Source organism: Streptomyces bottropensis ATCC 25435 (genome assembly GCF_000383595.1).
In the GTDB taxonomy this organism is placed as follows: domain Bacteria; phylum Actinomycetota; class Actinomycetes; order Streptomycetales; family Streptomycetaceae; genus Streptomyces; species Streptomyces bottropensis.
Window position 1 is genome coordinate 3,596,815 of record NZ_KB911581.1, and the last position, 18,234, is coordinate 3,615,048.

The 18,234-nt window shown below is 73.5% G+C and carries 16 protein-coding genes and 5 tRNA genes; 14 read left to right on the forward strand and 7 right to left on the reverse strand.

Annotated elements, in window-relative coordinates; translation table 11 throughout:
* Positions 1-140 precede the first annotated feature (140 nt).
* The 5 genes from STRBO_RS0115870 to STRBO_RS0115890 all read left to right on the forward strand — a co-directional run bounded on the left by STRBO_RS0115870 (position 141) and on the right by STRBO_RS0115890 (position 9,304).
* Positions 141-779, forward strand: a complete 639-nt coding sequence (locus STRBO_RS0115870; RefSeq protein ID WP_005485365.1) for a GNAT family N-acetyltransferase — start codon at positions 141-143, stop codon at positions 777-779.
* 127 nt (positions 780-906) lie between these two features.
* On the forward strand, positions 907-2,118 hold the full coding sequence (cbiE, locus tag STRBO_RS0115875) for a precorrin-6y C5,15-methyltransferase (decarboxylating) subunit CbiE (protein ID WP_005485366.1): 1,212 nt from the start codon (positions 907-909) through the stop codon (positions 2,116-2,118).
* A gap of 346 nt (positions 2,119-2,464) precedes the next feature.
* Entirely contained in the window at positions 2,465-6,949 is a 4,485-nt protein-coding gene (gene cobT, locus STRBO_RS0115880; protein WP_005485368.1) for a nicotinate-nucleotide--dimethylbenzimidazole phosphoribosyltransferase, read from the forward strand.
* A gap of 198 nt (positions 6,950-7,147) precedes the next feature.
* Complete coding sequence (gene cobA, locus STRBO_RS0115885) at positions 7,148-8,380, forward strand: uroporphyrinogen-III C-methyltransferase (RefSeq protein WP_005485370.1); 1,233 nt, start codon at positions 7,148-7,150, stop codon at positions 8,378-8,380.
* A gap of 105 nt (positions 8,381-8,485) precedes the next feature.
* Positions 8,486-9,304, forward strand: coding sequence for a TrmH family RNA methyltransferase (locus STRBO_RS0115890; RefSeq protein ID WP_005485373.1), 819 nt, complete (start codon positions 8,486-8,488; stop codon positions 9,302-9,304).
* Between the two features lie 16 nt (positions 9,305-9,320).
* Here the strand turns inward: STRBO_RS0115890 and STRBO_RS0115895 are convergent, their stop codons facing one another.
* Complete coding sequence (locus tag STRBO_RS0115895) at positions 9,321-10,673, reverse strand: serine/threonine-protein kinase (RefSeq protein WP_005485375.1); 1,353 nt, start codon at positions 10,671-10,673, stop codon at positions 9,321-9,323.
* 196 nt (positions 10,674-10,869) lie between these two features.
* Between STRBO_RS0115895 and STRBO_RS0115900 the strand changes: the two genes are divergently transcribed.
* From STRBO_RS0115900 to STRBO_RS0115915, 4 genes are all read left to right on the forward strand, one after another.
* Positions 10,870-11,109, forward strand: a complete 240-nt coding sequence (locus STRBO_RS0115900; protein WP_028796681.1) for a hypothetical protein — start codon at positions 10,870-10,872, stop codon at positions 11,107-11,109.
* A 254-nt stretch (positions 11,110-11,363) separates the two neighbouring features.
* On the forward strand, positions 11,364-11,564 hold the full coding sequence (locus tag STRBO_RS0115905) for a hypothetical protein (RefSeq protein ID WP_020114444.1): 201 nt from the start codon (positions 11,364-11,366) through the stop codon (positions 11,562-11,564).
* A 286-nt stretch (positions 11,565-11,850) separates the two neighbouring features.
* On the forward strand, positions 11,851-12,798 hold the full coding sequence (locus STRBO_RS0115910) for a phosphotransferase family protein (RefSeq protein WP_005485378.1): 948 nt from the start codon (positions 11,851-11,853) through the stop codon (positions 12,796-12,798).
* Positions 12,799-12,885: 87 nt separating this feature from the next.
* The gene (locus tag STRBO_RS0115915; RefSeq protein WP_028796682.1) at positions 12,886-13,191 is read left to right on the forward strand and encodes a TFIIB-type zinc ribbon-containing protein; all 306 of its coding nucleotides are present in this window, start codon (positions 12,886-12,888) and stop codon (positions 13,189-13,191) included.
* A 78-nt stretch (positions 13,192-13,269) separates the two neighbouring features.
* Here the strand turns inward: STRBO_RS0115915 and STRBO_RS0115920 are convergent.
* The 5 genes from STRBO_RS0115920 to STRBO_RS0115940 all read right to left on the reverse strand — a co-directional run bounded on the left by STRBO_RS0115920 (position 13,270) and on the right by STRBO_RS0115940 (position 13,748).
* A tRNA-Val gene (locus STRBO_RS0115920) sits at positions 13,270-13,341 on the reverse strand.
* 34 nt (positions 13,342-13,375) lie between these two features.
* Positions 13,376-13,447 (reverse strand) — tRNA-Val (locus STRBO_RS0115925).
* A gap of 41 nt (positions 13,448-13,488) precedes the next feature.
* Positions 13,489-13,560, reverse strand: a tRNA-Val gene (locus tag STRBO_RS0115930).
* Between the two features lies 1 nt (position 13,561).
* Positions 13,562-13,635, reverse strand: a tRNA-Cys gene (locus STRBO_RS0115935).
* Between the two features lie 40 nt (positions 13,636-13,675).
* Positions 13,676-13,748, reverse strand: a tRNA-Gly gene (locus STRBO_RS0115940).
* 157 nt (positions 13,749-13,905) lie between these two features.
* On the opposite strand from STRBO_RS0115940, the gene STRBO_RS0115945 reads away from it, so the two are divergent.
* From STRBO_RS0115945 to STRBO_RS0115955, 3 genes are read left to right on the forward strand one after another with little or no spacing between them, the layout of a single operon-like run.
* Complete coding sequence (locus STRBO_RS0115945; RefSeq protein ID WP_005485380.1) at positions 13,906-14,949, forward strand: chorismate-binding protein; 1,044 nt, start codon at positions 13,906-13,908, stop codon at positions 14,947-14,949.
* On the forward strand, positions 14,946-15,767 hold the full coding sequence (locus STRBO_RS0115950; protein ID WP_005485382.1) for an aminotransferase class IV: 822 nt from the start codon (positions 14,946-14,948) through the stop codon (positions 15,765-15,767). Before STRBO_RS0115945 ends, STRBO_RS0115950 begins: the two co-directional genes overlap by 4 nt.
* Before the next feature lie 53 nt (positions 15,768-15,820).
* On the forward strand, positions 15,821-16,645 hold the full coding sequence (locus tag STRBO_RS0115955) for a GNAT family N-acetyltransferase (protein WP_005485386.1): 825 nt from the start codon (positions 15,821-15,823) through the stop codon (positions 16,643-16,645).
* A 93-nt stretch (positions 16,646-16,738) separates the two neighbouring features.
* Here the strand turns inward: STRBO_RS0115955 and STRBO_RS0115960 are convergent, their stop codons facing one another.
* Positions 16,739-17,257: a DsbA family protein gene (locus tag STRBO_RS0115960; protein WP_005485387.1), complete on the reverse strand. Its 519-nt coding sequence runs from the start codon at positions 17,255-17,257 to the stop codon at positions 16,739-16,741.
* A 159-nt stretch (positions 17,258-17,416) separates the two neighbouring features.
* Between STRBO_RS0115960 and STRBO_RS0115970 the strand changes: the two genes are divergently transcribed.
* Positions 17,417-17,872: a hypothetical protein gene (locus STRBO_RS0115970; protein ID WP_020114446.1), complete on the forward strand. Its 456-nt coding sequence runs from the start codon at positions 17,417-17,419 to the stop codon at positions 17,870-17,872.
* A gap of 199 nt (positions 17,873-18,071) precedes the next feature.
* On the forward strand, positions 18,072-18,224 hold the full coding sequence (locus STRBO_RS43780; RefSeq protein WP_005485389.1) for a hypothetical protein: 153 nt from the start codon (positions 18,072-18,074) through the stop codon (positions 18,222-18,224).
* The last annotated feature ends 10 nt before the right edge of the window (positions 18,225-18,234 follow it).

Sequence of the window (18,234 nt, forward strand, 5' to 3'; positions counted from 1 at the left end):
TCCGCTCTCTCACGGGGTGGGGGTACCCCCACGCCCTTCGGGCAGTGGGGGAGGGCCCCATGGTGCGATTGAGTGCTTACATGCTGCATGCTGGGCAGTTCGGCAGGCTCTCAAAGTTCTCGAGCGTTACGGAGCGGCGCATGATGAGCACCTTTCCCGACATCTCCATCAACACGGATCGGTTGGTTCTGCGCCCGTTCGACGAGGACGACATCCAGGCGTTCACCGAGATGATGAACGACGAACAGGTGATGGCCTGGACCGATGTCCCGCAGCCCTTCACCGAACGCGAGGCGCGTACCTGGATCACCGAGTACGCGCCCACCGAACGCACCTCGGGACGCGGCCTCGACCTCGCGGTCACCGAGTTCCTCACCCAGCGCCTGGTCGGCGTCATCCAGTTGACGAAAACCGACTGGCACGTGCGTGCGACGGAACTCTCGTACGTCGTCGCCCCCTGGGCCCGCGGTGAGGGCTACGCCTCCGAGGCCGCCCTCGCCACCGCCCAATGGCTGTTCCGTGAGCAGAAGTTCGAACGCATCGAGCTGCGCACGGCCGCCGACAACACCGCCTCCCAGCAGGTCGCCCAGAAGATCGGCTGTATCAGCGAGGGCGTGCTGCGCAACGCCTGTATAGCGCGCACCCGCACCGCCGAGGACGGCTGGACCGAGGTCCGCACGGACTTCATCGTCTGGAGCCTCCTCCCGGAGGACATCGAGGGCGTCAGCCAGGAACTGGCCGACAGCGGCGGCTACGGGGCCTACTCGGACTGGAACTGAACCACCCACGGGCACACGCGCGGCCGCGAACCCGGCCGCCGGGGCCCACGACGTCACCAGGTAGTCTCACGGGACCCCGTGCGGGCATTCCCGACGACCTGCGAAGACCCTCTGGAGACTGACGACGATGGCCGACCGGGTCACCGTGATCGGCTGGGACGGCTCCCCCCTGACCGCCGCGGCACGCTCCGCCCTCGCCGCCGCCACACTGGTGGCCGGCGCGGCCCACCACCTCGCACTGCCCGAGGTGCCCCCGCCCGCCGAACGCATCCGTCTCGGCAGCGTCGCCCTCGCCGCCCGCCGCATCGCCGGCCATCGGGGCACCGCCGTGGTCCTCGCCGACGGCGACCCGGGCTTCTTCGGTGTCGTGCGCACTCTCAGGTCCCCCGAGTTCGGCCTGGAGGTCGAGGTCGTCCCCGGCGTCTCCTCCGTGGCCGCCGCCTTCGCCCGCGCGGGCATGCCCTGGGACGACGCGGAGGTCGTCGTCGCCCACCGCCGTACGCTGCGCCGCGCGGTGAACGTGTGCCGCGCCCACACCAAGGTCGCCGTCCTCACCTCGCCCGGCGCCGGACCCGCCGAACTCGGCCTGCTCCTCGACGGAGTGCACCGCACCTTCGTGGTCTGCGAGGAACTCGGCACGGAACGCGAGCGGGTCACCGTCCTCACCTCCGACAAGGCCGTCGACCGCACCTGGCGCGACCCCAACCTCGTCATCGTCATCGGCGGCCACGCGAGCGCGGCCGAGGGCGGCGGCTGGCTCGCCGGGCGCGACCCCGGCGGCGGACCGCGCGGCTGGGCCCTGCCCTCCGCCGTCTACGGCGGCGCCCTGGGCGAGGGCGAGGCCGAACTGCTGCGCTCCTCCCAACTGGCCCGCCTGGGACCGCGCGTGGGCGACCTCGTCTGGGACATCGGCTCCGGCAGCGGCGCCTTCGCCACCGAGGCCGCCCGCTGCGGCGCCGCCGTCATCGCCGTCGACCGCGACCCCGAGGCCTGCGGCCGCACGACCCTGGCCGCCCGCCGCTTCGGCGTCCAGCTCCAGGTGGTCCACGGCGCCGCCCCGCACGTCCTGGAGAACCTCCCCGAACCCGACGTCGTACGCGTCGGCGGTGGGGGAGCGGCCGTGGTGTCCGCCGTCGCCGACCGCCGCCCCCGGTGCATCGTCACCCACGCCCTGACCCGCCCCGCCGCCGAGCGCGTGGGACGGGACCTGAACGAGCACGGGTACGAGGTCCGCTGCGACTTCGTCCAGTCCGTGGAACTCGATACAAGGGCCTGGACGGAGCGGGAACGAAGCGTCGCCTTCCTGCTCAGCGGGACCCTGCCCGAACATTCCCTGTGATCCGGTTGTCGTACCGGCGCGGTAAGCTGGCGGACTGTTGTACCGCACTTCGACATCCGGCACTTCGTCGGTCAATGTCCTAAAAGCACGCCCGTTTTGAGGGCGTGTGTGGTACGGCGAAACGGGGAGGACGCGCAACGTGGCGCAGTCCACAGCGGACCGGCGCGGATCAAGCTGTCGCGACGGGGGGACGACCGGGACAATGGCCCTTCAATGGCTTTGTCGACATGCAGCCGGGTCGTCACGTGCCGCTGGGCACGCACGCTCGTTCTTCACAGTGGGGCGGTAGGTGCGCCGTCCCGGGCCAGCTGGCATGGAGGCACTAACCGATGGGCGAGGGGTACGCATGACCGACACCGGCCAGGTCCCGGGCGAGGGACTGCCGGAGAGCGCAGGCATGGTGGAGCAGCCGGGCGTCCCTGCGCCGGGTGCGTACACCTACCTCTCCGAGACCGCCGCCGAGGACGAAGACCTTCTGCTGCCGGGTGCCCAGGGCGCGTGGGGCAACGAGATGCCGCCGCCCGCGCCCGAGCCCGTGGTCCAGGTCGTCCACGAACCCGTCCACGAGCCGGGCCCGCACGAGATGTCCGGCCGGGACAGCGGCTCGCTCGACCTCGGCGCCGTCCGTACGCCCGTCGCGACCCCCGTCCCGCAGCCGCCGGTGGCCCGTCGGCCCCTGCATCTCGGCCCGCCCACCCCCGACGCCTCCGCCAGCCCGGTCCGCTCCCTCGCCGACCGCGGCCCGGCCGGTGCCCCCGTCCCACCCGGCGCCGGGCGCCACTCCGGCCCGCCCACCATGGGCCCCGAGTATCTCGACGTGCCCCAGCAGCCCGTGTCGCAGTGGGTCGGGGCCCCTGCCCAGGCCGCCCCCGGGGTCGTCGCCGGGGGAGCGGCCGCAGAAACGGTCGTTCCGCAGGAGGCGCAGCTTTCCGTGGCGGTGGCGGAGACACCGCTGAGCGAGGAGGCGCCGCAGTCCGCCGACGCGCCGGAGGAGATCCAGGACGCCGAGGCCCTGCACCAGGCCCAGGACGCCGCGTACGCCCTGGCCCAGGAGGCCGCGGCCGCGCAGTTCCGCAACCCGGAAGCCGTGGGGACGCCGGTCGCCGCGCAGTTCCAGGCCCCGGAGGCGGTCGAGCCCCGGACTGAGGCCCCGGAGGTCCCGGAGGCCGTGGACGCGCCGGTCGCCGCCGAGGAGCAGTTGCCCGGCGAGGCCGAGGCGCCCGCCGCCGAGCAGGCCGAGGTCTCAGAGGCGCCCGAGGCGCAGGCTCACGCCCCGGAGGCGGCCGAGGCACCGGCCCCCGTCGACACCGAGGTGCCCGAACCGGCCGAGGTGCCCGAACCGGCCGAGGTGCCGGCTGCTGTGCGGGAAGAGGCCCCCGCGGCCGTCGACGCGCCTCCGGCCCCCGAGGCCGCCGAGATCGCGTCCGGCGTCGAGCACCCGCAGGCCGTGGCTCCGCAGGCGGTGGCTCCGCAGGCCACCGACCCGGTGGAGGCGGCACCCGAGGCGCAGGCCTTCGACGAGGCCGCGCCCGTCGACCCGGCCCAGCAGACGCCGGACGCGACGGCCCTCCCTCCGGCCGCCCAGGACTCAGAGCCGGTCCCGGTCCAGACCGCCGCCGAGCCCCAGGGCCTGCCTCAGGTCCCGCAGGAGCCCGAGGCGGCCACCGCGCCCGGCGACGCGTCCGCTCCGGCCGCGCTCGACGAGGCGGAGACGCTGCCGCCGGCGGACCACGCCGGGCCCGCGGTGTCCGTCGTGCCCGTAGCGCCCGTGCCGGCCGACGAGGCCGTGGCGGAGGACATGATCGAAGCGCAGGACACCGAGCAGCCCGCCGAGCAGCACGCAGCCCCCGGGCCGCAGGCGCCGACCGACGAGGCCGATGCCCAGGCGGCCCCCGCCGCGCCCGCCGAGGAGCCCCCCGCTTCCCCGCAGGAGCCCGCCGCCGAGAACGTCACGGACACCGCTGCGGAGCCCGCCCCTGCGCAGGAGCCCCAGCAGCCGGTGAAACCGCCGGTCGCCGAGGAGCCCCAGCAGCTCACGGAGACCGCGGCGGTCCCGACGCCGGACGTCCCCGCGGAGGGCGCGCCCGAAACCGGAGCCGCGGACTCCCGGCCGCTGGAGCCCGTACAGCCGGAACCCGGGCCCGTACCGCAGGACCCGCAGGCCACCGAGCCGGTCGCACTCGTAGCGGACCAGGACCAGGACCAGAACCAGCACCAACCCGAGCACCGGAGCGAGGCCCAGGACCGCAGCGAGCAGGACGACCAGGACCGGAACGAGGAAGCGGAGCAGTCGGCAGCCGAACAGGCCGCCGCCGACACCGTTCCGCAGCCGGAGACCCCGCAGGCACCCGTCCCCGCCGAAGCCGTCGTCGAGCCCGAGGTCACGTACGTGAACGCGGCGGACCGGTCGGCCGGCGGTACGGATGCCCAGGAGCCCACGCCTTCGGACGAGGCGACCGTCGAGGCTCCGGCCGAGCCCGCGGCCGACTCCGCGGCCGTGACCCGCGAGATCGCGGACCCCCCGGCTGCCGAGCCGTCCACGGCCGAGGCTCCGATTCCCGCGGCCGCCGCGATCGACGCCCCCCAGGGCGCGGTGATCCAGCCCCCGGCCGAGCCCGCGTCGGACACCCCGCTCGCCGGCACCACCGAGGAGCCCGCAACCGGCGCCGGTCGTACGCCGGCCCCGTTCGTGCCCCTCCTCGGCTCCGTGCCGACCGCCCCGCACCCGGCCACGACCCCGCCCCACGGGATGGTGGTCCCGCCGCTGTCGGAGCAGGACCGGGCGACCCCCGTCGCCGCCGAGTTCCCGCCGACCGAGGGCCAGACGGAACCGGCCGGGACCGGGCCCGCGGTCCCGGCGCCCCGGGACTCCGAGGCCGAGACGGTGCTCGTGCCGCAGCCGCTCGCGGCGACCGGCGCGGACCCGGAGGTCGTCCAGAGCGCCGAGGACCTGGCCACCCGGGCCGCCGACCAGGAGGACGGCGAGGCGCCGGAAGCGGAAGCAGTGGAAGCGACAGCCGAAGAAAGCACGGCCCCGGTGGACGAGACAGCCGAAGACGCACCGGCGGACGTGCGGGAGGAGGCCCGGCAGCCCACGGGCCCGGCCGCGCCGCCCTACGACGACGCCGAACGCGAGGCCGTCCTCAAGGTCATGCGCGAGCGCCGCGACATCCGCAACGGCTTCCGCAGCGACCCGATCCCGCACGACGTGCTGCTCCGCGTCCTGGAGGCCGCCCACACGGCACCCTCCGTCGGCCACTCGCAGCCCTGGGACTTCGTCGTCATCCGGTCCGCCGAGACGCGCCGCACGATGCACGAACTCGCCCAGCGCCAGCGCGAGGCGTACGCGAAGTCGCTGCCGAAGGGCCGGGCGAAGCAGTTCAAGGAACTGAAGATCGAGGCGATCCTCGACACCCCGGTGAACATCGTCGTCACCGCCGACCCCACCCGGGGCGGCCGGCACACCCTGGGCCGCCACACCCAGCCGCAGATGGCCCCGTACTCCTCCGCCCTCGCGGTCGAGAACCTCTGGCTCGCGGCCCGCGCCGAGGGCCTCGGCGTCGGCTGGGTCAGCTTCTTCGACGAGCGCGAGATGGTCCGTGCCCTCGGCCTGCCCGAGCACCTGGAGGTCGTGGCGTACCTGTGCGTCGGGTACGTCGACGAGTTCCCGGCGGAGCCCGAGCTGATGCAGGCGGGCTGGGCCAAGCGCCGCCCGCTCTCCTGGGTCGTCCACGAGGAGACGTACGGCCGCCGCGCCCTGCCCGGCGCCGAGCCGCACGACCTGCTCGCCGAGACCGTCGCCGGCATCCGCCCGCTGGACGCCAAGGCGCTCGGCGAGGCGTGGGAGCGCCAGAAGCGCATGACCAAGCCGGCCGGCGCCCTCGGCATGCTGGAGATCATCTCCGCCCAGCTGTCCGGCCTGTCCAGGCAGTGCCCGCCGCCCATCCCGGAGCCCGCGGCCGTCGCGATCTTCGCGGGCGACCACGGCGTCCACGCCCAGGGCGTCACCCCCTGGCCCCAGGAGGTGACGGCCCAGATGGTCGCCAACTTCCTGGGCGGGGGTGCCGTCTGCAACGCCTTCGCCGCCCAGGTGGGCGCCGAGGTCTGCGTCGTGGACGTCGGCGTGGCGAGTGACCTCCCGGCCACCCCGGGGCTGCTGCCGCGCAAGATCCGCGCCGGTACGTCCGACATGACCACCGGCCCCGCGATGACCCGCGAAGAGGCAAAGCAGGCCATCGAGGTGGGCATCGAGACGGCCCGCGACCTGGTCGCGGCCGGCAACAAGGCGCTCCTCACGGGCGAGATGGGCATCGCCAACACCACCGCCTCCGCCGCCCTGATCTCCGTCTTCACCGGCGCCGACCCCTCCGAGGTCACCGGCCGGGGCACGGGCATCAACGACGAGACCCTCGCCCGCAAGACGGACGTCGTACGCCGCGCCATCGAGCTGCACGAGCCCGACCCGGCCGACCCCATCGGCGTCCTGGCGGCGATGGGCGGCTTCGAACACGCCGCCATCGTCGGTCTCCTCCTCGGCGGCGCCTCCCTGCGTACGCCGGTGATCCTCGACGGCGTCAGCGCCGGCGCCGCCGCGCTGGTGGCCCGTGCCATCGCCCCCGAGGTCCTCGCCGCCTGCATCGCCGGCCACCGCAGTGCCGAGCCCGGCCATGTGGCCGCCCTGCAGAAACTGGGTCTGCGCCCGCTGGTCGACCTCGACCTCCGCCTCGGCGAGGGCACCGGCGCCCTCCTCGCCCTCCCGGTCGTCCAGAGCGCGGCCAGGGCGATGCACGAGGTGGCGACGTTCGACTCGGCGGGGGTGACCGAGAAGTAGCAGGGGGAAGCGGGCGCCGGGCGCGCCACCGGCCCGGGGGCGGTCGCGCCCACCGGCCCGCATCCCGCTCCGGCGGCTCAGCCGGTGCACCTGCTGAGCCCCACTCCCCGTCCGCCCCTTAGAATCCGCACGTCAGGGCACACTCCAAAGCCGCAGTGGCCCGCCTCGCACGCCGCCAGCCCGAGGAGCCGCACCCTCATGGCCGAACACCCCGCCTACCCCGTAGGCCTCCGCCTCACCGGCCGCCGAGTGGTCGTCATCGGCGGCGGCCAGGTCGCCCAACGCCGCCTCCCCGCCCTCATCGCGGCCGGCGCCGACATCGTCCTCGTGTCCCCGAGCGCCACCCCCTCCGTGGAGGCGATGGCGGACGCGGGCGAGCTGACCTGGGAGCGGCGCAGGTACGCGGAGGGCGACCTCGCCGAGGCCTGGTACGTCCTGATCGCCACCGGCGACCCGGTGGCGAACGCCCGCGCGTCCGCCGAGGCGGAGCGCCACCGCATCTGGTGCGTCCGCTCCGACAGCGCGGAGGAGGCCACCGCCTGGACCCCGGCGACCGGCCACAGCGAGGGCGTCACGGTCGCCGTGCTCACCGCCAACGCCCAGGAGCGCGACCCCCGCCACACCGCCGCGATCCGCGACGCGGTCGTCGAGGGCCTGCGGGACGGCACCCTCGTGGCCCCCCACCACCGCACCCGCACCCCCGGTGTCTCCCTCGTCGGCGGCGGCCCCGGCGACCCGGACCTGATCACCGTGCGCGGCCGCCGCCTCCTCGCCGAGGCCGATGTCGTCATCGCCGACCGCCTCGGCCCCCGCGACCTCCTCGCCGAACTCCCGCCGCACGTCGAGGTGATCGACGCGGCGAAGATTCCGTACGGCCGCTTCATGGCCCAGGAGGCGATCAACAACGCGCTGATCGAGCACGCCAAGCAGGGCAAGTCGGTCGTGCGCCTCAAGGGCGGCGACCCGTACGTGTTCGGCCGCGGCATGGAGGAACTGCACGCGCTCGCCGAGGCCGGCATCCCGTGCACGGTCGTCCCCGGCATCTCCAGTTCGATCTCCGTCCCGAGCGCGGCCGGCATCCCGGTCACCCACCGGGGTGTCGCGCACGAGTTCACCGTGGTCAGCGGCCATGTGGCCCCCGACGACGAGCGCTCCCTCGTCGACTGGCCCGCCCTCGCCCGGCTGACCGGCACCCTGGTGATCCTGATGGGCGTCGACAAGATCGGCCGGATCGCCGAGACCCTGGTGGCGCACGGGAGGTCCCCGGACACCCCGGTCGCCCTGGTCCAGGAGGGCACCACGGCCGCCCAGCGCCGGGTGGACGCCACCCTCGCCACGGTCGCCGAGACGGTGCGTGCGCAAGGGGTCAAGCCGCCGGCCGTGATCGTGATCGGCGAGGTCGTGAAGGTGGGGCCCGGGCCGGACGCATGACACCGGGCGATGACCCCGGACCGTGCGGAGCGGAACCGTAACCACCGGTAACCCGACCCGTCCCCAGCCGTTGGCACCACACCCAGGACAAGGCAGTATCACCCTGTGGCCGATCTCATCACCGTTGACGACCCCGACGACCCGCGCCTGCGCGACTACACCGGCCTGACCGACGTGGAGCTGCGCCGACGGCGCGAACCCGCCGAGGGCCTGTTCATCGCCGAGGGCGAGAAGGTCATCAGACGGGCCAAGGAAGCCGGCTACGAGATGCGCTCCATGCTGCTCTCCGCCAAGTGGGTCGACGTCATGCGCGACGTCATCGACGAACTCCCGGCCCCCGTCTACGCGGTCAGCCCCGAACTCGCCGAACAGGTCACCGGGTACCACGTGCACCGCGGCGCCCTCGCCTCGATGCAGCGCAGGCCCCTGCCGACGGCCGACCAACTCCTGGGCGCCGCCCGCCGGGTCGTCATCATGGAGTCGGTCAACGACCACACCAACATCGGCGCGATCTTCCGCTCGGCCGCCGCCCTCGGCATGGACGCGGTCCTGCTCTCCCCGGACTGCGCCGACCCGCTCTACCGCCGCAGCGTCAAGGTCTCCATGGGAGCGGTCTTCTCCGTGCCCTACGCCCGCCTGGACGCCTGGCCCAAGGGCCTCGACGCGGTCCGCGACGCCGGCTTCACCCTGCTCGCCCTCACCCCGGACGAGAAGGCGAAGTCCCTCGACGAGACCGCCCCGCACCGCATGGACCGCGTCGCCCTGATGCTCGGCGCCGAGGGAGACGGCCTCTCCACCAAGGCCCTCATGTCCGCCGACGAATGGGTCCGCATCCCCATGGCCCACGGAGTCGACTCCCTCAACGTGGGCGCGGCGGCGGCAGTGGCCTTCTACGCGGTGGCGACGGGACGGCCGCGGAACTAGCGCCCCGGGCCGGGTCCTAGGGGACCAGGGCCGACCCCGCCGAACCCCCGCCGTCCCGCTCCACGACCGGCTGCTCCTGGCGGACGCCGTCACCGAGCCCCCGGGACGGCCCCTGGCACCCCTGCGCCGTGGCGATCCCGAGCGCGGCGAGCAGCGTCACCACGACGAACACGAAAAGCCGCTGCCGCAGCAGCCGCGGATTGGCGGGCCGTCGCCCGGTCCCGTTGGTCCGGGGCCCCGGCCGCCCCGCGCCACTGCGCGGAGCGGGCCGCTTCCCGGACCCCGTGGTGTTGCGCGGTGGCAGGGGACGAGCCCCCGAACGCGCCCCGCCGGCCCCCGTCCGCGCCCCGCTCCCACCCGCCCGGGAGCCGCCCCCGGTCCGGGGAGCCTGTGCACCGGCCGTGCCCGGCCTGCCGGGCTGTGTCCCCCGCGGCTCCGGCGGCTGGCGCAGGGTGCGCTGCTCGACGTACTGCTCCGCGAGCCGCCCCGAGGAGCGGTCCGGATCCGTGCGCGGCGCGGGCGGCCGCATGTCGGACAGGCCCTGTGCCTCACGGGCGGCGATCTCCTTGAGCCGCAGCGACAGTTGCAGCGTGCTGGGCCGCTCCTCCGGGTCCTTCGCCAGACAGGCGCGGACGAGGGGGGCGAGCGCGTCGGGCACCCCGCGCAGCTGCGCCTCCTCGTGCACCACCCGGTAGAGCATGACCTCCGAACTGCCGTGTCCGAAGGGCGAGTCGGAGGTCGCCGCGTAGGCGAGCGTGGCGCCGAGGGAGAAGACGTCGGTGGCCGGCGTGACGGCGGCCCCGCGCACCTGTTCGGGCGCCAGGAAGCCGGGCGACCCCACGGCCGTACCGACATGGGTCAGGGTCGAGGCCCCGGTCGCCCACGCGATACCGAAGTCGATGATCCGCGGCCCCTTGGGGGACAGCAGGATGTTGGAGGGCTTGAGATCACGGTGTACGACACCGGCCTCGTGCACGGCCACGAGCCCCTCGGAGAGGGCGGCGCCGACGGCGGCCACGTCGGCCGCCGACATGGGCCCCTCATCGGCGACCTTGTCGTGCAGCGAGGGCCCCGGCACGTACTGCGTGGCGAACCACGGCCGGTCCGCGTCCAGATCGGCGGCGACCAGCCGGGCCGTGCACCCGCCCCTGATCCGCCGCGCCGCCGACACCTCGCGCGCGAACCGGGACCGGAACTCCTGATCCTCCGCCAGGTCCGGCCGGATGACCTTGAGCGCGACGCGCTGTCCACGCCGGTCGGAGCCCAGGTAGACGACGCCCATTCCCCCCGCGCCGAGCCGTCTGTGGATCCTGAACGAGCCGACGACGCGCGGGTCCTCGCGCCTCAGGCGCATCATCGCCATGTTCATCCCCGCTGCCCGTTCCGTCTGACGAGCCACAGCTTACGTTTCCACGGCCGGGCGTGCGCAGAGGCCGCGCCCTCACGACCCGACGGATTGTCAGTGCCGAATGAGAAACTTGAAGAGGAGTCAGGGAACAGGAGTTCGGGGCGTTGTTGGGCTCCCCTTGATCCCAACCAGCCACCGCAGAAGGGGGATTGAACCCGTGAAGGGTGACCGAGTGGAGATCGTCGTGGACGCCGGGGACACGACGCGCACGTACGAGGTGATCGCGAGCAGGGCGGGCCGCCGGGTGGAGACGGCGGTGCGACGGGGCGTGGTGGAAGTGAGCGAAGTCACCCGGAACGGCTCCGTGGTGCGGACGGCCCGGTTCATGGCGAACCGGGTCCTCGCGCTGGTCGAGCAGCCGGTGCCCCGCGAGGACGGCTCGGAGCGGAACGGGTAGCAGATGGGGCAGACCGGGCGTCCCCTCCGGGAAGACCCCGAGACCTGGGACCCCGTCTCCACCCTGGGGAGTACACCGAGGGTCCTCGCTCATCCTCCGGGAGGCCCGGCAATCGGTACGAGGGCATGACGACCCCGACCCGCCACCCGCCTAGATTTGAGGTCAAGCGGCGGGTGCAGCACTCGTCCCCCGAGGTCAGACACCCGCCGCTGCCAACGACAAGCAACATCGACAAGAAGGTCAGAGGAGGGACCATGGCCCACACGGCACCGCGGACCGCGATCCGCACACGGGAGCGCAGGACGTTCACCGCCGACCGTCGTCCGGGCCGTCGTCACCCCTTGGTGGCGACCGCGATGGTCCTCCCTCTGGCGGCCCTGCTCGTGTACGCCTTCGGCGGCTGGGAAGCAGTGGTCACACAAGCGTCGTCCGTGGGTGTGATGCTGGGGCGCTGAGCGGCGACCCCAGGCCCGGAAGAGCGGTCCGGGCGGGGACATCCATCCATGAAACCCCGTGGGGACGGGGGTGCGGCGGACGGCAAAAGACGCCCGCGCAGCTGGGGAGCTGCGCGGGCGTTGCCTTTTTCCGGAGCCCCCCACCGAGAGCGCTCGTGCCGACGGGTCAGGGCGGGCACGACGGCTCCTCGTGACCACCGGGCCCGGAATCCTCTCCCGGCCCCTCCGGCCGGGCGCACCGGGGCCGTAGGCTCACGTGCAGCGCCGTAGCCGAGCAGGGGGACCCATGACGACCACAGCCGACGCCGGCGTGCTGCCCGCCCTCAGGGCCAGGGTGCGCGGCACGGCCCACCCCGGGTCCGCCCCCTGTTCCCACCCGGACTCGGTCCTCGCGGAACGCCCCGACGGCACGGTCGTCCGTCACGCCGACACCGTGGCCAAGGCCCACGCCCCCGGCACCGACCCCGCCCACCTGACCCTCCGCCTGACCGTCGCCGCGGCCCACCCGGACACCCTGCTCGCCCCACTCCGTCCGACCCCGGCCGCCCTCCACGACCGCCTCGTCACGTTCTGGCCGTACGGCACCCCGGTCGACCCCGAGGCCCCGGAGGCCGCTCCCTGGGAGGCGGCGGCCACCCTCCTCGCCCGCCTCCACCGGCAGCAGCCGCCGCCGGGCCTGCCGCCCATGCGCGGCCCGGCCAAGGCCGCCCAGGCCGTCGCCCGCCTGAAAGCCACCGCACCCCACCACCCCGCCACGCCCTCGGTACTGCGCGCCTGGCGCACCCTTCCCGCCTGGGCCAGGGCCGAGGCCCCCATGCCCGGCACGGGCACCCTCTGCCACGGCGATCTGCACCTCGGCCAGCTCGTCCGGCATCCCGCGGGCACGGGCCCCTGGCGGCTCATCGACGTCGACGACCTGGGCGTGGGCGTCCCCGCCTGGGACCTCGCCCGCCCCGCCGCCTGGTACGCCTGCGGCCTCCTTTTGCCCGAGGAGTGGACCCGCTTCCTGAGCGCCTACCGGGGGGCCGACGGCCCGGCCGTCCCCGCGCACGGCGACCCCTGGCCGGTACTGGACGTGCCGGCCCGCGCACTCACCGTGCAGACCGCGGCCCTGGCGCTCGCGAAGTCCACGGCGGCAGGCCGGCCCCTCGACGACGCGCAGCGGTCCGTTGTGGACGCATGTGACCGAATGAATGGCATCCCGCCGGAGTTGGACGGCCCTTTCCCGAAGTAGGGTGCAACCGACCGCGGCCGGACAGTGTCTGTCCAGGCGTAACGCGAAGCAGGACCGAACGCCGAGGAGTTGATCCGAACCATGCACATGCAGTGTCCCAAGTGCCATGCGCCGATGCACACCTACAACCGCAGTGGCGTCCAGATCGAGCAGTGCAGCGGCTGCCGGGGGATCTTCCTCGACTACGGCGAGCTGGAGGCTCTGACCCGTCTGGAGGGCCAGTGGGGCGGCGGTCCGGCCGTTCCCCCGCCGCCGGCGGCTCCGCAGTACCCCTCGGGCGGCGGTCACAGCGCTCCCGCCTGGGGCGCTCCGCAGGGCGGTCACCACGGAGGCCATCACGGCGGTCACGGACACCACAACCGCGGCTTCGGTCACATGCTGTTCTCCAGCTGAGCCGTGGGCAGGGTGCGTCCGCGCCCTGCCCACGACGAAGCCCCCGGCCGTACGAGACGGCCGGGGGCTCGGTGCGTGTGGACGATACTGGGATTGAACCAGTGACCTCTTCCGTGTCAGGGAAGCGCTCTCCCGCTGAGCTAATCGTCCTCGGGATCACAGCACCACGGGTGCTGATCCTGCGTGCGCGATACTGGGATTGAACCAGTGACCTCTTCCGTGTCAGGGAAGCGCTCTCCCGCTGAGCTAATCGCGCGGGGTCGAAGCCTCACGGCTCCGGAAGCCCTCAGGCCTCAGTGGACGATACTGGGATTGAACCAGTGACCTCTTCCGTGTCAGGGAAGCGCTCTCCCGCTGAGCTAATCGTCCTTGGAGGTGGAGACGGGATTTGAACCCGTGTAGACGGCTTTGCAGGCCGTTGCCTCGCCTCTCGGCCACTCCACCAGGAGTGCGGGGGTTCGGGAAGATCCCCCACGTTCCTGCGAGCGGACGACCAGGTTCGAACTGGCGACCTCAACCTTGGCAAGGTTGCGCTCTACCAACTGAGCTACGTCCGCTTGTCGTTTCCAGCCCGCTTGCGCGACCCGGCGACGAGTTGAACTCTAGCGGATTCCGGGGCCAGCACAAAAACGCGTTTGTGCAGCGTGCTGCGTTGCGTCCAGTCCGAGACCCGTCCGGGACCGCCCGCGGGGCGCCCGTCCTAGACTCGACCGTGTGCCCGACCTCCCTCCCCTCGCCCGCTTCGGCAACCTCGTCGCCACCGGTCTCACCGATGTGACCAGCGACGCCGCCGCCCTGGACTCCTCCGGCTTCTGGGCCGTGTGCGCCAACTACGAGGGTGATCCGGTGTGCGCGCGCTTCAGTGACGTACGTCGCGAGCCCGCGCCCGCCCCGGTGCCGGGGGAGTGGCGCGGGCCGGGCGTCGGCGACTGGACGTCGTCCCTCGACCGCGCGGGGTACACGGCGGGCGTTCGCCGCATCCGCGAGCACATCGCCGCCGGCGAGGTGTACCAGGCGAACCTCTGCCGGGTACTGTCCGCGCCCGTCGCCCCCGACGCCGACGTGGACGCCCTGACCGCGCTGCTGGCCCGCGGTAATCCGGCACCCTTTGCAGGAACGATTCGCCTCCCAGGGCACGGCGTCGAGATCGCCACCGCCTCACCCGAACTCTTCCTGCGCCGCGACGGCCGGGTCGTCGAGTCGGGCCCGATCAAGGGCACCGGACGCACCGAGGCGGACCTCCTGGAGAAGGACTACGCCGAGAACGTCATGATCGTCGACCTGGTCCGCAACGACATCGGGCAGGTCTGCGCCACCGGGTCGGTGACCGTGCCCGACCTGTGCGTCGTCGAGAAGCATCCGGGACTCGTGCACCTGGTGTCGATGGTGCGCGGCGAACTGCGCGACGGCGCCGGCTGGCCGGAGCTGCTCGCCGCCGCCTTCCCGCCCGGCTCCGTCACCGGCGCGCCGAAGTCGAGCGCCCTGCGCATCATCGACGCCCTGGAGACCGCGCCGCGCGGCCCGTACACCGGCGGCATCGGCTGGGTCGACGCCGACCGGGGCACGGGCGAGCTGGCGGTCGGGATCCGTACCTTCTGGATCGACCGGGCCGCGGGCGAACTGCGCTTCGGCACGGGCGCGGGCATCACCTGGGGGTCGGACCCCGAGGCCGAGTGGCGGGAGACCGAGCTGAAGGCCGCCAGACTGCTCGCGGTAGCGTCGGGAACGTACGAGGCGAGTGGGAGGACCCTTACGTGAAGATCTGGCTCGACGGCGGACTGCAGGACATCGACTCCGCCCGTGTCTCCGTCCTCGACCACGGACTGACCGTGGGCGACGGCGTCTTCGAGACCGCGAAGACGGTCGACGGCCGGCCGTTCGCGCTGACCCGCCATCTCGACCGCCTGGCCCTCTCGGCCCGCGGACTCGGTCTGCCCGAACCCGACCTCGACGAGGTGCGCCGCGCCTGCTCCGCCGTGATCGAGGCCAACCCCGTGGCGCTCGGCCGGCTCCGCATCACCTACACCGGCGGTGTGTCGCCGCTCGGCTCCGACCGGGGCGACCACGGCCCGACCCTCGTCGTGGCCCTCGCCGAGACCGCCCGGCGCGCCGACTCCACCGCCGTGATCACCGTCCCGTGGACCCGCAACGAGCGCGGCGCCCTCACCGGCCTGAAGACCACCTCGTACGCGGAGAACGTCGTCGCCCTGGCCCGCGCCCACGAACAGGGCGCGACCGAGGCACTGTTCGCCAACACGGTGGGCCGGCTCTGCGAGGGCACGGGCTCCAACGTCTTCGTCGTCCTCGACGGCGAGATCCACACCCCGCCGGTGGCCTCCGGCTGTCTGGCGGGCATCACCCGCGCCCTCGTCGTCGAGTGGACCGGCGCCCGCGAGACCGACCTGCCGCTGGACGTCCTGGACCGCGCCGACGAGGTGTTCCTGACGTCGAGCCTGCGCGACGTGCAGTCCGTGCACCGCGTCGACGCCCGTGAACTCTCCCCCACCCCGGGCCCGGTGACGGCCAAGGCGATGCGGGTCTTCGACGAACGGTCCGGCGACGACCTCGATCCGTGACGGCCGCGGAAATTCGGCAGACTCCGCGCGCAGTGGCGGGTAGAACACCCCTGATGACCACCACCCTGCGGCCCATCGAGCCGCTTCAGCACGCCGCCGACGGAGCCCGTTCGCGCCGCTACCAGGTGTGCGTGAACAGCCGTCCCGCAGGCGAGATCCACCTCGGTACCCGCCCCGGACCCGGCTCCTCGGCCGCCCGGATCCTGAATCTGCGCATCGACGAACCCGACCGGCGGCGCGGCCGGGCCACGGTGGCCGCGCTCGCCGCCGAGGAGGTGGCCCGGGGCTGGGGCTGCCGGCGGATCGAGGCGTCCGTCCCGGCGGACGCAGAGCCCGCGCTGCGCCTGACCCAGGCGCTCGGCTACGTCCCGCGCAACCGCAGCATGCGCAAGCCCCTCGACGGCACCCCGCCCGCACTGCCCGAGGGCAGCCGGGGCCGGCCCATGACCGAGGCCGAGTACGAACCCTGGAAGGAGGCCGGGCTGGAGGGCTACGCCCAGGACCTGATCACCCGTGGTGTGCCCGAGGCGGAGGCGTACGCCAGAGCAGCCGATGACTACGTGCGGTGCCTGCCGCGCGGAGTGGCCTCCGCGCACAACCTGTGCAGCGTGCTGGAGCACGAGGGCACGAGGGTCGGCACGCTGTGGCTGTCGCTGGCCGACGACGCCGCCTTCGTCTACGACGTGGAGGCGGACGCCGCGCACCGGGGCCGCGGCCACGGCCGCTCGCTCATGCTGCTGGCCGAGGCCCAGGCCGTGGCGGCCGGGAAGACCGCCATCGCACTCAACGTCTTCGCGGGCAACGCCCGGGCCGAGTGCCTGTACGACTCCCTCGGCTACGAGACGACGGCCCACCACCTGTCCAAGCCCCTGATCTGACGGCGGTGGGGTGCGGGCGCGTGGCGGCGGGGGCGTCGGCGGACACGGAAGCGCGCCGCCGGATCTTCGTGGGGTCCTCGCGGCGGGCCGGGGTCAGGCGTCCCCGGCCAGCAGCCGGTCGGCGATCTCCTCGATCCGCTCGCGCAGCCCGGCCTGGCTCTTGCCGCCGTCGAGGCGCTCGCCGCCGATGACGTACGTGGGGGTGCCCGTCACACCGATCGCCTTGCCCTCGGCCTGGTCGGCGTCGACGATCAGGATGTGCCGGCCGTCGATGAGCGCGGTGTCGAACTCCTCGGCGTCCAGACCGAGTTCCCGGGCGACCTCGACGAGGAACGGCTCTCCGGTCCGGTCCAGCTCCTCGACCCGCCCGAGCACGGCCTCGACGTACGGCCACGCCCGCCCCTGCTCCGCGGCCTCCTCGGCGGCCTGCGCGGCGGCGAAGGCGTGCTTGTGCTTCTCCAGCGGGAAGTGCCGCAGCCGCACGTCCAGCCGGTCGCCGTAGCGGGCCCGCAGTGCGCGGATGTCGTCGAGGGCGCCGCGGCAGTCCGAACACTGGAGTTCGCACCAGACGTCCAGGACGACGGCGGTCGGCAGGGGGGAGGAGTCGCTCATGGAGATCAGTCTTCCAGCTGCCCGGAGCCGGGGCCGACCCCGAGGGGACCCGGAGATGTCCCTGAGGTCTCCCCGGACCATGGCATATCGGACGCGTGGCGGTGCAGGATGGAAGGGACGCAACGAGACCGACCGACCGCGCACCGCCTGGAGGACCGGATGATTGCCGAGACCGTCTGTGCCGCCGTCTCCGCGGCAGGCCTGGGCATCGCCGCGATCACGGCGTACCGGAAGCGTTTCCTCAGGGCGGCCCGTATCGCCGCCTACTCCCTGGTACCCCTCGGTCTGGTGATGACCGGGGTCGTCGAGTGGCTGGCCGACACCGCGTTCAGCCCGACCGCGTGGGCCGGTTTCGGAGTGCTCGGCGCCGCCTGGTTCCTGTTCATGACCACCCGCGCGGTCGAGCGGCGCCGCCTAGCTTCCGGGAAGGACCGCAAGGAGGCCAAGGCGTCCCGCACGGGTGCGATAGCCCCGGCGGCCTCGGCGCCCTCGCTGGGGCAGGGGTCACGGCCGGCGGCCCGTCCGGCGGCGGCGCCCCGGGCCGGTGGCTCGGGTGCGGCGGCGGGGGACGACTTCAGCGACATCGAGGCGATCCTGAAGAAGCACGGCATCTGATCCTGGGGAGGGTGGCGTCCGGCCACCGAAGGGGCTCCGCAACGAACCGGGGGCCCCGGACCGAAACGACACGGTAGGTCGGGCGGCGACCCCGAAGTGATCACGTTCGCTCCGTACGTTGTGGATATTGGCGAACTCTCCGTCATTCCGGGTGGATTGATCGCGCGGAGGGTCTCCGCTGCGTCATCATCGCGGCGAGATGCTGGACACACCACAGAGCGACACCGTCGCTCCACCCAAGGAGCGGCGAGGTTGTCTCTTCGCGCTCTCCCAGCCACCGCTGATGATCTTCCTAGCGGTGATCGGCTGCCTGCTGCTCATGGCGTCACTGCACGACCTGCTGATGCTCTGAGCCGTAAACG

Bases quoted from the DNA above. Each gene is read 5' to 3' on its own strand.
- STRBO_RS0115870 (WP_005485365.1), top strand. From the start codon at position 141: ATGATGAGCACCTTTCCCGACATCTCCATCAACACGGATCGGTTGGTT.
- cbiE (WP_005485366.1), top strand. From the start codon at position 907: ATGGCCGACCGGGTCACCGTGATCGGCTGGGACGGCTCCCCCCTGACC.
- cobT (WP_005485368.1), top strand. From the start codon at position 2,465: ATGACCGACACCGGCCAGGTCCCGGGCGAGGGACTGCCGGAGAGCGCA.
- cobA (WP_005485370.1), top strand. From the start codon at position 7,148: ATGGCCGAACACCCCGCCTACCCCGTAGGCCTCCGCCTCACCGGCCGC.
- STRBO_RS0115895 (WP_005485375.1), bottom strand. From the start codon at position 10,673: ATGAACATGGCGATGATGCGCCTGAGGCGCGAGGACCCGCGCGTCGTC.
- STRBO_RS0115905 (WP_020114444.1), top strand. From the start codon at position 11,364: ATGGCCCACACGGCACCGCGGACCGCGATCCGCACACGGGAGCGCAGG.
- STRBO_RS0115910 (WP_005485378.1), top strand. From the start codon at position 11,851: ATGACGACCACAGCCGACGCCGGCGTGCTGCCCGCCCTCAGGGCCAGG.
- STRBO_RS0115915 (WP_028796682.1), top strand. From the start codon at position 12,886: ATGCAGTGTCCCAAGTGCCATGCGCCGATGCACACCTACAACCGCAGT.
- STRBO_RS0115955 (WP_005485386.1), top strand. From the start codon at position 15,821: ATGACCACCACCCTGCGGCCCATCGAGCCGCTTCAGCACGCCGCCGAC.
- STRBO_RS0115960 (WP_005485387.1), bottom strand. From the start codon at position 17,257: ATGAGCGACTCCTCCCCCCTGCCGACCGCCGTCGTCCTGGACGTCTGG.
- STRBO_RS0115970 (WP_020114446.1), top strand. From the start codon at position 17,417: ATGATTGCCGAGACCGTCTGTGCCGCCGTCTCCGCGGCAGGCCTGGGC.
- STRBO_RS43780 (WP_005485389.1), top strand. From the start codon at position 18,072: ATGCTGGACACACCACAGAGCGACACCGTCGCTCCACCCAAGGAGCGG.